At 46.9% G+C, this 12,211-nt stretch carries 12 protein-coding genes; all 12 read right to left on the bottom strand.

The features are described from left to right. Positions 1-67: 67 nt before the first annotated feature. The 12 genes from NPS56_RS13065 to NPS56_RS13010 are packed head-to-tail and all read right to left on the bottom strand — an operon-like array spanning position 68 to position 12,061. Positions 68-1,084, bottom strand: coding sequence for an MraY family glycosyltransferase (locus NPS56_RS13065; protein WP_274074966.1), 1,017 nt, complete (start codon positions 1,082-1,084; stop codon positions 68-70). Between the two features lie 2 nt (positions 1,085-1,086). Then, complete coding sequence (locus tag NPS56_RS13060; protein WP_274074965.1) at positions 1,087-2,049, bottom strand: UDP-glucose 4-epimerase family protein; 963 nt, start codon at positions 2,047-2,049, stop codon at positions 1,087-1,089. Further along, positions 2,049-3,302 (bottom strand): glycosyltransferase family 4 protein, encoded by a 1,254-nt coding sequence (locus NPS56_RS13055; protein WP_274074964.1) that lies wholly within the window; start codon positions 3,300-3,302, stop codon positions 2,049-2,051. Before NPS56_RS13055 ends, NPS56_RS13060 begins: the two co-directional genes overlap by 1 nt. Positions 3,303-3,316: 14 nt before the next feature. Further along, positions 3,317-4,447 (bottom strand): non-hydrolyzing UDP-N-acetylglucosamine 2-epimerase, encoded by a 1,131-nt coding sequence (gene wecB / locus NPS56_RS13050; RefSeq protein WP_274074963.1) that lies wholly within the window; start codon positions 4,445-4,447, stop codon positions 3,317-3,319. A 22-nt stretch (positions 4,448-4,469) separates the two neighbouring features. Next, positions 4,470-5,588 (bottom strand): UDP-2-acetamido-2,6-beta-L-arabino-hexul-4-ose reductase, encoded by a 1,119-nt coding sequence (wbjC, locus tag NPS56_RS13045; RefSeq protein WP_274074962.1) that lies wholly within the window; start codon positions 5,586-5,588, stop codon positions 4,470-4,472. A 3-nt stretch (positions 5,589-5,591) separates the two neighbouring features. Next, complete coding sequence (locus NPS56_RS13040; protein ID WP_274074961.1) at positions 5,592-6,626, bottom strand: polysaccharide biosynthesis protein; 1,035 nt, start codon at positions 6,624-6,626, stop codon at positions 5,592-5,594. 32 nt (positions 6,627-6,658) lie between these two features. After that, complete coding sequence (locus tag NPS56_RS13035) at positions 6,659-7,441, bottom strand: AglZ/HisF2 family acetamidino modification protein (RefSeq protein WP_274074960.1); 783 nt, start codon at positions 7,439-7,441, stop codon at positions 6,659-6,661. Between the two features lies 1 nt (position 7,442). Beyond that, positions 7,443-8,057 (bottom strand): imidazole glycerol phosphate synthase subunit HisH, encoded by a 615-nt coding sequence (gene hisH, locus NPS56_RS13030; protein ID WP_274074959.1) that lies wholly within the window; start codon positions 8,055-8,057, stop codon positions 7,443-7,445. Next, positions 8,054-9,208: an N-acetyl sugar amidotransferase gene (locus tag NPS56_RS13025; RefSeq protein WP_274074958.1), complete on the bottom strand. Its 1,155-nt coding sequence runs from the start codon at positions 9,206-9,208 to the stop codon at positions 8,054-8,056. Before NPS56_RS13025 ends, hisH begins: the two co-directional genes overlap by 4 nt. 28 nt (positions 9,209-9,236) lie before the next feature. Further along, the gene (locus tag NPS56_RS13020; protein ID WP_274074957.1) at positions 9,237-10,454 is read right to left on the bottom strand and encodes a glycosyltransferase family 4 protein; all 1,218 of its coding nucleotides are present in this window, start codon (positions 10,452-10,454) and stop codon (positions 9,237-9,239) included. Continuing rightward, complete coding sequence (locus NPS56_RS13015) at positions 10,451-11,665, bottom strand: O-antigen ligase family protein (RefSeq protein ID WP_274074956.1); 1,215 nt, start codon at positions 11,663-11,665, stop codon at positions 10,451-10,453. Before NPS56_RS13015 ends, NPS56_RS13020 begins: the two co-directional genes overlap by 4 nt. Beyond that, positions 11,666-12,061, bottom strand: coding sequence for a hypothetical protein (locus tag NPS56_RS13010; protein WP_274074955.1), 396 nt, complete (start codon positions 12,059-12,061; stop codon positions 11,666-11,668). Positions 12,062-12,211: the final 150 nt, after the last annotated feature.

Genomic DNA, 12,211 nt, shown 5'->3' with positions numbered 1-12,211 from the left:
GTTCATTGTACCGATTCGCTCGTGGCCAGCACCGTCTAAATCCGATGCCACAGACGTCTAGATAGCTTCAGGCCGTTTCGAGCTGACCAGCACGAAATTTCACAGCAAGAATGACCAGCGGACTATAGGCGATAATTACGCCCCAAGCCCCATCCAGCCTGAATTGTGTTACCGCGAATGCGATTGGCAACAACCAGAAAAGATTAATGGCACCTACGGCTAGCGTTACCGGCAAATGCTTGCCGAACCGGCGAGATGCATACTGATATGCATGGCTCCGATGGGCCTCATAAACTTTATCACCGCGAAGCAATCGGCGAATCAAGGTGTATGTCGCATCGACAATGAACACGCCTAAAAGGATCAACCAAGCCCACAGAAACTCCTGGGAGGCCCAGGCTGCCTGCAGCGAAAGACCGCCCAGAACGATGCCCAAAAAGCCACTTCCGGCATCGCCCATAAATATCCGTGCTGGTGGAAAATTCCAGTATAGGAAACCGATTACAGCTACAGCCAGCATCAATGGCCCCCAGACGAGCTGCGGAGCGCCACTCATCCAGTAAAGCAAACAAGCACCAAGACAAGCACACAATGCTTCGATGCTGGCAATGCCGTCAATTCCGTCCATGAAATTGTATAGATTCAGCAGCCAAACCAGATAAAACGCAGCGAGTAGGTTTCCAAACCAATAAAGGTTCAGACTCATGCCGAACAATGTAACGGGGGGGAGCCCCCCTAACCAGGCAAGAAGCCAGATAGCAGCACCAAAATGTCCCAACAGACGCCAACGAGCAGCAATGTGGCCGTGATCGTCCATGAATCCAATAACGGCTACCAATGCTCCTGCACCGCCTATTGCGACCAACTGCTGCCAAGGTACCAGTTCGAGCACACCAAAAAATGGAAGGGATGCCAGAAAGGTCAAGACAATCGCGACTCCACCACCGCGCGGTGTTGGAATCGTATGGGAGCTTCGCGCATTGGGAACATCAATGATGCTTCTAGCCAGCGCGTATCGTCTCAGTGCGCCAGTTAATAAAAAAGAAAAAACGGCAACTGCAGGTACCAACCACAAATAAATCATTCTTATTTATTTTCCCGGAAATGCTTTGCAGTATTCGCCAACGCTTCATCAACGCTTCGTGGCGGTATCCAGCCTAAAAGACTTCGAGTTTTGGAGATATCGACTCGCAATGACCCGCACAGTCTCTGCGAAAGCCCTTTCTTACCCAACAGGCCGGCAACTCCCTGAAGCATCCAACTGGGTATGGGGATTAGTCTGGCCGGTTTATTGAGCGCTTTAGCCATTTTGCTCAACAACGCAGTAGTAGACAAGTCCTCACCATCGCTCACAAGAAACGTCTGATTCGCCGCCGCAGGGTGATCGATACATGTCACTATCAGATCCACCAGATTGTCAAGAGCAACTAGACTTCGACTGTTATGAATCGCTCCGAAAGGAAGAGGGATTCCCCTATCCAACCAGCGCATCATATTCAAAAAATTCGCTTTGACACCTGGCCCATAGACCAGCACCGGTCGAATTATAACTATCTCCATCGCCGTTTCTGCCGCGAGCTTGCGAAGTCCCTGCTCAGCTTCCATCTTCGAAATCCCATACGGATCCATGGGGGCCGGTGAGTCTTCGGCGGTATAAGAAACACCGTGCTCGGTCCCTTCCCCGTTGACCTTTATTGAACTGATGAAAATGAATCGTCGTATGCCAGCGTCAGCCGCTTGCCTGGCAAGATTCAAAGTACCCTCGACATTTACTTTACGAAACGCCGCCAGTGGGTCGGCTTCGACGTCATTCATCACATGCACTCGAGCCGCAGAATGAATTACTACGCCAGAATCTACGAAATGCCCTTCCCAATTAGTACTACCGTCGAGGGACCCAATGCGAATCTGTGGAACACTTCTAGCAAGAGAGCGCGACTCGTGTCGAACTGCGACCATGACAGAGTGTTTTTTCTCATCATGTAAGCGCTTTAAAATGGCTCCCCCAACGAAACCAGTCGCGCCGGTCAGTAAAATAGTCTGCTGCATCAGCGGTTGACCTTTCGTAGAGTGGCGTTGCGAAATAAATCTTCGAGTCGGGTCAGAAGAAGAGGCTTCGAGTAGTTGCTCAGGTAATATTGACGACCTGACTCCCCCATCGCCTTCAGCTTCATTGAGTCTGTTTTCGCGAGCGCCAAGGTAATGCTTGCGAGTCCGCTGGCGTCACCAGATGCGCAGGTGAGGCCAGCGCCAGAGTCACCAATCACCCTTGCTGCCTCGCCGTTGATCATCCCCAGGAGCGGCCTGCCTGATGCTAGATAGGCTTGGACCTTTCCGGGAATGGTCTTTTCAAAAACATCATTGGTCTTGAGCGAAACAAGCAAGGCATCCGCGTTCGCAAACAAACCTGGCATCTTTTCCAACGGATGCCTGCCCAATAACAACACATTATCGAGCCCCCTTGAGTGTACTTGCTGACCCAGCCATTCACTCATTCGACCGTCACCAACAATTACCCAGCGAATAGCCACCTTATCACGTAGCGCGGATGCAGCATCCAGAACCGCAGGAAGATCCTGAGCTTCACCGAGGTTGCCCGCGAATACGACAGTAAATACCGTATCGTCACGATCCAATAAACTGGAACTTTGGGGCACTGCTGATGAAAAATCATCTTCGGCCCAACTTGGAAAATAAACCAACCGTTGAGGATCTATGTCTTTCGTACAATAATTTTTAACATTCTCAAAGAAACCATGAGACTGCAAAAGCAAATAATCAGTTCGATTATAAATCCACGACACCATTTTTCCGACAAGTGATAGCAAAGCAGGTTTTTTGAGAACACCCACTGCCCTCAGTGTCTCAGGCCAAAGATCAAGCACCCATACAAACACCGGTGCGCGCTTTAGTCGCCCCATAACCAATGCCGGTATAGCCGCCATAATCGGGGACACTGCATAAACAAATACTGCGTCGAATTTTTCGCCGCGCAATTTATAAGCACCCACGACCGAGGCAGAAGTGAAGAAACTGAAATAATTCAATATCAAACTTATACTTCGCTTACCTCGTGCCAGCATAGGAACTCTGACTACTTTGGCATCGCAATAGTTGTTAAATTGTGCAGGCGTCGCCTCATACTCTTCGAATATTTTGCCTTCTGGATAATTAGGCAAACCCGTCAACACAGTGACCGAGTGTCCCTTCTCGGTAAAATCGCTAACCAAATCGTTGATTCGCATATTTTCTGGCCAAAAATACTGCGAAACCACCAGAATTCTCAATTTACTCTCAGGCATGATCACAACTCAAATTAGTAACGCTTCCAGACCACTCGGTTAACATAGTCAGTATAACTGTGTACGACTCTCGCGACTTTTTCGGAAACGTTGGGCATACTGTAGTCTGCGACCAGGCGCAAAGTACGTTCAGCTCCGGAAGCTTGCGACTCCAGAATCATCAGCCCTTGCAAGACCCGCTCAACCTCAAGCCCTACCATCATTACAGCGGCTTCCTCCATACCTTCAGGACGCTCGTGAGCCTCACGTATGTTCAACGCCGGAAAGTTTAGAATCGAAGACTCTTCGTTGATGGTACCGCTATCGGACAATACCGCCTTGGACTCGAGTTGTAATTTATTGTAGTCTTTGAACCCTAGGGGCTTGAGAAGATTTACATTCTCATGAAATACAATACCCAGTGCATCCACACGTTTTTGAGTACGTGGATGAGTTGAAACAATGACCGGATAACCAAAAGTCACTGCAACAGTATTGAGGACATCAACCAATTTTAGAAAATTCTTATCAGAATCGATATTCTCTTCGCGATGTGCGCTGACTACAAAAAACTTACCTGACTCCAGGCCCAAGCGTTGCAATACATCTGACGCGTCAATTCCATCGCGATAATGATTCAAGACCTCGAACATCGGACTACCGGTCTTGATGACCATATCGGGAGACAACCCTTCTTTAAGTAGGTAATCTCGCGCAATAGTGCTGTAAGTAAGGTTGATGTCAGCAGTATGATCGACGATCCGACGATTGATCTCTTCAGGAACCCGCATATCGAAACAACGATTACCTGCTTCCATATGAAAAGTTGGAATTTTACGTCGTTTTGCAGGAATAACCGCCATGCAACTATTGGTATCACCCAACACCAGCAGTGCTTCAGGTTGAACTGACGCAAGCACTCGATCCACCGCAATAATCACGTTTCCGATCGTTTCTGCGCCACTACTACCTGCCGCATTGAGAAAATGATCCGGTTTGCGAATCCCGAGGTCCTGGAAAAATATCTCATTCAGCTCATAGTCATAGTTTTGGCCGGTGTGAACCAATACGTGATCGCAGTGTTTGTCGAGTGCGGCGATAACTCGCGACAAACGGATAATTTCAGGACGGGTGCCTACAACTGTGACGATTTTCAACTTTTTCATCGCAACGCTCATTCCTATTCAGTCAGACCTGGGTGCCTACAGGCATGGTGTAAGTGTCCGGCATCTCACGATCAAAAATTTCGTTCGCCCACAACATCACGATCATTTCGTCGTCACCGACGTTAGTGATGTCGTGACTCCAACCTGGTACCGTCTCGACGATTTCCGGGGTTTCCCCATCAGTGAACAGTTCGTAAAACGCATCTGATGATATGTGGCGAAAACGAAAACACGCCCTGCCTTTGATGACCAGGAATTTTTCGGTTTTGGTATGGTGATAGTGACCACCCCGGGTGATACCGGGATGTGCGGTAAAATAAGAAAACTGACCAGAATCCTTGGTCTTGAGCATCTCAACAAAGACACCGCGGGCGTCTCCATACTTGGGAACTTCGTAAGTGAAATCTTCAGGCGGTAGATAACTTAGATACGTAGAGTACAAAGCGCGCACTAGCCCAGCCCCCACACGCTCCGTGATCATCGACTGACGGCTTTCTTTAAATGCATAAATTTGTGCCGAAAGCTCACCTACCGTCGTCGTATAATGAGGTTCAACAGTAACAAATGGGTTACCCGATTGCTTGCCATCCATAACAGATACAAAACTGGCTATAACGTCATCAATGTAAACAAGCGAAACCTTGGCATTCGCGTCATTGATACAGATCGGCAATCCATGGGCGATATTGTGGCAAAAAGTCGCGACCGCGGAATTATAATTAGGTCGTGCCCACTTACCAAAGACATTAGGCAATCGAAACAAATGAACATGATTGCCATGTTTAGCAGAAAGGCTCAGCAGCGCCTCCTCAGCATCTCGTTTACTGGAACCATAGGCGTTGGCTAATTCAGCTTGAATTGAAGAAGTATACAGTAGAGGAATGTTGCGACCGGTAGCTTCAACAGCAACACACAGCGCTTGAGTCAAATCCGCATTACCCACCTTAAACTCTTCAACATTTTGAGGACGATTGACACCGGCCAAATGGAAAATGAAATCCACTTTTGATACGAGTGAATGCAGGCTTGCAATACTGTCCTCCCGACAGAATCGCAGCACCTCGACGTCTTTTCGCACTTTCAAATGAGCAACGAGATTCTTACCGACGAATCCGTTGGCACCGGTGATCAATACTTTCATGCCTTATTCCTCGGGTGTCGCATGTTCGCCGCGCTGAATTGCACGCATAAAGTCCAGTTTAAGCAGCAGGTTCTGCATGCCCTCGACGTCCAGTCGCTCTGTGTTATGAGAGTTATAGTCCTCCATCGTGGAAATTTTTTCTTCGCCCTGCTCTACAAATTTGCTGTAGTTCAAATCCCGCAGGTCAGGGGGAACACGGAAATAGTCGCCCATATCCTCGGCGCATGCCATTTCTTCCCGGCTCAGCAGTGCCTCGTAGAGTTTCTCCCCGTGACGCGTACCGATGATCTGAATGGGATGCTCGGGTTGTCCCAACATTGATGTCAGCGCACGCGCAAGTGTTTCCACTGTCGCTGCGGGTGCCTTTTGAACGAAGAGATCTCCATTGTTGCCATGTTCAAAGGCATACAGAACCAAATCAACAGCATCCGCTAACGTCATCATGAACCGAGTCATGTTTGGATCTGTAATCGACAAAGATTTTCCAGCACGTATCTGGTCGATGAACAGCGGGATAACCGATCCGCGGGATGCCATGACATTCCCGTAACGAGTACCGCAGATAACAGTCTTGGTATCATCCACATTACGAGACTTGGCAACCATGACCTTTTCCATCATGGCTTTTGATATACCCATTGCGTTAATTGGGTAAACTGCCTTGTCGGTGCTCAAGCAGACCACGCGTTTAACTTCATTCTGGATCGCGGCCTCCAAGACATTATCAGTACCGATAACGTTGGTTTTTACCGCCTCCATCGGGTGAAACTCACAAGATGGGACCTGCTTGAGCGCAGCGGCATGAAAAATATAGTCAATTCCACGGGTAGCGTTTAGAACGCTCTGATAATCACGCACGTCACCAATGTAGAACTTAAGCTTTGGGTTGCTGTAGCGCTTGCGCATGTCATCCTGTTTCTTTTCGTCCCGACTGAAAATTCGAATTTCAGCAATATCGGTATCCAGGAAACGTTTTAGTACCGCGTTACCGAAGGAACCCGTGCCACCGGAGATAAGAAGTTTTTTTCCACTAAACATAATGACCTACCCTTGCCGCGAACCAGGCTATGTTACTTAGTTCGTATAGCTGAATAAATTAGCTCGTCTTTTTGTTGTGCACTTGGGTAGCTGATTAGCACCGCACGATAGCTCCCCTTGAACACAAAAAAACTACCCGCAGCGACCCCCACAACACCACATGCGGAGACTACGCTACGCATATCTTCAAGCGACCCACCGCCACCTAAGATCGTGATGGGGATGTGCAGGGATTGACGTAACTTAAGTGCGAGGTCTATATCATAACCCTTCATCCGCCCATCATTATCGATGGCGTTGATCACAATCTCACCGGCACCCAGTTCCTGCATTTCCATCGCCACTTCCAATACGCTGCGTTTGGTATTGCGGGTACCGTTGTGGGTCCAGACATCCTGGCTTTTGCTCAGCATCCGATGTTTATGGTCCAAAACCACAACGACACTCTGCCGCCCAATTTCTTCAGCGATCCTGGTGATCAACATAGGATCTGCCAAGGCAGCAGAGCTGATGGCAACCTTCTCGACCCCCAGACTGATTATTCTTTTTGCCTGTTCAGCCGTTCGTATACCACCGCCGTAACACAACGGCATCCGGCATTCTGCGGCTAGATTGGCAATCTGTTTGTAATTGGGTTCAACACCTTTAACCGAAGCGTCGATATCCAATACGATCAGCTCATCCGCCTCTTTCTCATTGAAGATCTTAACCGCGTTGATAGGATCCCCAACATACTTTGGGTCTTTAAAACGGACGGTTTTCACCAGACCGCTATCCTGAATCAACAGACATGGAATGATTCTAGGCCTTAGCATATTAAAATTCCGCGAAGTTTTTCAGAAGATCCGCCCCAAAATGGTGGCTCTTTTCGGGATGAAACTGCACGCCGTAGACATTATCTTCAGCGACGGCACAGACAAAATCTTGTCCGTAGGACGCGGACGCAATGCCTCCAGTCCCGTCTTCGCAGTCGAAAAAGAATGAGTGCAAAAAATAGAACCTCGCATCCTCTTCCAGCCCCTTGAACAAGGGCACGTCAGGCCGGGGCCGAATGTCATTCCAACCCATATGCGGTAAAGGAATCCCCTTGAGCTCTGGAACGTCTGCGAATGCCCGCACTCGCCCTCTGACCCATCCAAGCCCAGGGAGTCGACCTTCATCACTGGCAGAAGCCAGGATCTGCATACCTACGCAGATCCCTAGGACCGGAACCTTTTGCTCCCGCACAAGCTTTTCCAGAAGCGGACGCATACCTGATGCATCCAGACGCTCCATCGCATGATCGAACGCACCGACTCCTGGAAGGATTAGACGTGTCGCCGACTCAAGATCCCCCGGCTGCTTAGCTACCGTCACCGGGATGTTCAATCGCTTGTAAACGTTGACAAACGCCTGAATGTTACCCAATCCGTAATCGATGATAGTGATCATCTGAAAAGCCTTCTCTCCAACCCTAAGGTGCTCATTACACGCGAACCTACGCCAATGAGGAAGCGCTTATTGCGATAGTCATGGTAGGTCTTGTTCTCACCCTCGAAAATCTCCTGAAGTTGCTCCACAGTGAGATCCAGTTTGTTGGCCACGTATTCGAATTCGCCTTTGAGGAACTGTTCATCGAGCTCAGGCTTGGAGATACGCTCAAGCGCGGCATCCCTTGTCATCTGGCCGGTCATAATCAAGCTCGAGAAATGTGCACGACGCTTCTCATAGCCAAATTTACGTGGCATCCAATAGTCTTCATAGAAGCGCGTGAAGCGGGACTCGTGGTGCTTATGCTGGAATTTTTTCCAGCCGAACAAGCTCTCAAGAGTTGCCTCCGCATCCTTTTTGATGTATGGGACCAGATTGAGAGGCTTGACCACTTCCATACCTAGAAGGCGCTGATAGAAGATCTTATATACAAGAATATCCGTCAGCGGAAAGGATTGTAGTTTTCGCTTACCGAAACGTTTATGGATATCCAGAAAAAGCGTTTTGTCAATGCCCGGATACCCACCCCATTCTTCAGGCTCTCTGCAACACTCAGTAGAGTAGTTGCCGCCAGTTAACACATATTTTATCCGATGTTCGCGTGCAAACTTGTAAAGCCCGGAGAAGAACGCCGCGTCTTGCGGCAAATCCTGGTCGGCAATCTGAGAACGAAAAAAAGACGTTTGAAGATCTTTCATCTCTTCCCAGTTTATGACATCAGTGTAAAGATCAAGGCCAAGACCATCTACCAATTTTTCGATGTTACCAACTGCCTGATCCGTGTTCCAACCTGCATCAACGTGAAATAATAATGGGCGTAATCCCATTTTTTCTTTTGCTATGTAAGCGGCATACGAACTATCCAAGCCACCGCTAAGGCCAATGATGCAGTCAAAATCCTTGCCACGACCGTGTGCTTTGATCTTGTCAGCGAGCGCCATTAGCTCAGATTCGCCTTTCTGATCAGTATTCCAATTAGGAACAATCTCAGCCTTGAAGTTTCGGCAATAATCACATACACCTTGAGTATCGAATGAAATACTAGGGTCAGTAGTGTCCATTATACATGTTGTGCAAATTTGATACCGCTTAGAATTATTTAATGTTTTCATACTGTACCTATATTCAGACTTCAGTCGATTATTTTACTGAAATCATTTTAGAGTATACGTCAAAGAGCTTTTTTGAGTTGATCGCTGGGCTAAAATTCCTCAAAGCGAGTTCGCGAGCGCTATCGCCCATTCGCATCCTCTCGGAGGGATTATCCAGAAAAAACTCAATGGCCTCGGCAAGCGCTTGAGGATCTTTCGCAGGAATCGCGAGTCCTGTCTCCCTATGAACAAATGTATCTGGAGTTGGATTAGTAACCGCTACGATACTTGGGACCGAAGAAAAACCGGCCTCGAAAACAGGTCTGCCAGGCGCATCGAAATGAGAGGGAAACAACAGAACATCAATGCGGTCGTAAACATACTTTATGTTCAATGTTGGACCCAGCATGTGAAAGCACGAAGTTAGCGCGTCTTTCTTTACGAGCTCCCCAATATCAGTTCCGGCATTTTGGGCAAATCCCAATCTTGCCAATATCCAGGCTTTAACGCCTTGATCACTGGTAGTACCGCCACCGACAATTATAAAATTAACATTTTTGTTTGTTCCTGAAAGAATTTTAGCAGCCTCAAAAATTTCTACTATACCTTTAGAATAATGAACATTACCGACGAACCCAACCTTTAACGAGCAATCAGGTAATGACTCAAAAAAATTAACTATCTTTGTGTCAGGAACTTGATTGGAAACTGGAGTAAATGAATTATTAATTATATCTACAGACAACTCTGGGGAAAGAGTCGCCCGAACATTCCCATCAATGGCAATTACACGATCAACCCAACGCTTGAAAATGCCATTGATCATCCTCGTACGCAGCGACGCATCGTCCTTTTGTGATAAAGCACGAACATGAACGACGAGTCGCGCACCGAAAATCCACTTCGCCAGCAGCGCGGGAATTATATAAACGAATTCGTTTACATGCACAATATCGAATGTCTTCCACTTATGTTTAGCTTTTAAAAGTCCAATTAACATGAACGGCAAATAAAAGAACTCACGCAGCAATATCAGCCAGCGAAAGCCACGATAGAAACCATATCGAGTGTTATCAAATTTCGGCATACCTCGCACTGTTATTATATCCACGGCGACTTGACTATAGAATTTTAGCGCCGTGCCTTGTGTGGCAAAGAAGTACGCATCCACCTCTCCTTTAGGAAGATTACCGACAGCTTCGAACAGACTGCGCGATGCTCCACCCAGCGGCCCGTCTCCATCGATGTAAAGCACCCGGATCGTCATACAATTCCTCTTATGGGTAAATATTTTACTGAATCTTGATCTGCTTTTATTCTAAAAATACAATATAACGCTATCGATACGGGTACCAAACTGTAGGTATAAGACTTAGCGAAAATCAGCATAAATATCGTTATTGAAATTGAAGAAAACGCTTGAATCCAAATAGGGGAATGATAATGGCGACGAAAGTTGGCCATTAGGGAGAAAAAAGGCCCCAGAACCAAAACAAGCAGAATAATGAAGCCTAGCACTCCGTAATCGACCCAAGCTGCCAGCGCACTGTGCGCATAAGCCCCTGGCTCGTGACTGTAGTAAGCCCCCATCAAGGGATGCTCTAGTATTGTATTGATCGCGCGCTCCTGCAAAACTTTTCTGGAATTAAGGGATGAATCGCCATCAGATGAAAAAATCGCAAAAATACGATACTCGGTGAAATCTCTTCCACTCATAAATACAAATAACGACAAGATTGTCGCCAACAATGCAAAATAGGAGAAGATAATAAAACGAGCACCGTACCGTACAAACTCCACGATGAAAACGAGTATAAAAAAAGCAAAAAACTCTGATCTAGCGCCTATTAAAAACATTGCGGGAATTGTAACAACATACAACAAAAAACGCTGCATCGCACCGCACTCTGGCAAGAGCATGATCAATACAATTAGATAAACAAGTGCGATCTGTTGATAATCCAACTCGAACATATAGCCATTAATCATCATCGCAGGATAAACAAATGACCCCCCCACGGAAAATATACATATAAACACTGAATACGAAACCATAAACCAAAAAAACAGCCTTCTCGAACTCAAGCTCAGTAAAACAAAAGAAAACATCACAAAAAAAAGAGAGCAAAATCTCAGCGCACTTTTAAAATGATAGCTATTGATTTCAGCGTTTACACCGGAGAAATGACCAACCAACCCTAATACGCACATCATGAAAACAAGTAACATAAGTAATTTGACATAAAACATGCCAAAACACCTCGAATACCCTGAGCCTTTCAACACTACCCAGAGTGAAAGAGGTAAGATCAAAACTGCTGCCACAGAAAAATAGCTACCAAAGACTGGCGGAATAAATCGAAACTGAACCAATACTTGATAAATCATATAAACAGGAAAAATTAAAAACACTGCATAGAAAGCGGCTGTTTTAGTAGGATCGATCAAGAGTCTGTAATCGCTAGTTAATGTAATCATTCAAGCCTCCAATGTTTGATCGAAATTAACAATTAAGAATCCCTTGGTAAAGCTCACGCCCCTTACTGCCGAAAAAATGCGAATCATGCCAAAAAATCGTAATATCATCATTTCAGCGCGACAAAAATCCTTAAATTCATTAAATTGTAGGAAAGCTACCTTGCTAACCCTCAAACCTAGGTAGTGTCTGTCTATAATCGAAAAGTCCATCGCAGTCAACGGGCGCACTCTAACCGCCAGTTTTACGTGCGCAACTGAATCAAACCCCGGGTACTCAGGGAATCCTCCGCACCGAAATCCTGGAGCATCCGCATATCCAAGAGTCGAATCGTGGCGGAAACTGGCAGCATCCCAAATCAATAGAGTTGTTGGTTGCTCCCAAAGCAAATAATGCATTCGCCCTCCCCATTCTGCTTGGACCACACCTCCTCCTCCCACACCCTCCTCCTCCCACACCTTACGCAGGCGCTTTGTCTCATTTTTTATCTGGGAGATGTCACAGTAGGTATTATAGCTAGGATGAAGACAAGGAACAGATTTCAATCT

The organism is Pseudomonas putida, assembly GCF_028682635.1.
GTDB lineage: Bacteria > Pseudomonadota > Gammaproteobacteria > Pseudomonadales > Pseudomonadaceae > Aquipseudomonas > Aquipseudomonas putida_AE.
The sequence above is the reverse complement of the archived record's forward strand: the minus strand, read 5'-3'. Positions and strand labels throughout refer to the sequence as shown.

What these genes read in the sequence shown, in the direction of transcription:
- NPS56_RS13065 (WP_274074966.1), bottom strand. Translation starts at nt 1,084, where the DNA reads ATGATTTATTTGTGGTTGGTACCTGCAGTTGCCGTTTTTTCTTTTTTA.
- NPS56_RS13060 (WP_274074965.1), bottom strand. Translation starts at nt 2,049, where the DNA reads ATGCAGCAGACTATTTTACTGACCGGCGCGACTGGTTTCGTTGGGGGA.
- NPS56_RS13055 (WP_274074964.1), bottom strand. Translation starts at nt 3,302, where the DNA reads ATGCCTGAGAGTAAATTGAGAATTCTGGTGGTTTCGCAGTATTTTTGG.
- wecB (WP_274074963.1), bottom strand. Translation starts at nt 4,447, where the DNA reads ATGAAAAAGTTGAAAATCGTCACAGTTGTAGGCACCCGTCCTGAAATT.
- wbjC (WP_274074962.1), bottom strand. Translation starts at nt 5,588, where the DNA reads ATGAAAGTATTGATCACCGGTGCCAACGGATTCGTCGGTAAGAATCTC.
- NPS56_RS13040 (WP_274074961.1), bottom strand. Translation starts at nt 6,626, where the DNA reads ATGTTTAGTGGAAAAAAACTTCTTATCTCCGGTGGCACGGGTTCCTTC.
- NPS56_RS13035 (WP_274074960.1), bottom strand. Translation starts at nt 7,441, where the DNA reads ATGCTAAGGCCTAGAATCATTCCATGTCTGTTGATTCAGGATAGCGGT.
- hisH (WP_274074959.1), bottom strand. Translation starts at nt 8,057, where the DNA reads ATGATCACTATCATCGATTACGGATTGGGTAACATTCAGGCGTTTGTC.
- NPS56_RS13025 (WP_274074958.1), bottom strand. Translation starts at nt 9,208, where the DNA reads ATGAAAACATTAAATAATTCTAAGCGGTATCAAATTTGCACAACATGT.
- NPS56_RS13020 (WP_274074957.1), bottom strand. Translation starts at nt 10,454, where the DNA reads ATGACGATCCGGGTGCTTTACATCGATGGAGACGGGCCGCTGGGTGGA.
- NPS56_RS13015 (WP_274074956.1), bottom strand. Translation starts at nt 11,665, where the DNA reads ATGATTACATTAACTAGCGATTACAGACTCTTGATCGATCCTACTAAA.
- NPS56_RS13010 (WP_274074955.1), bottom strand. Translation starts at nt 12,061, where the DNA reads ATGCATTATTTGCTTTGGGAGCAACCAACAACTCTATTGATTTGGGAT.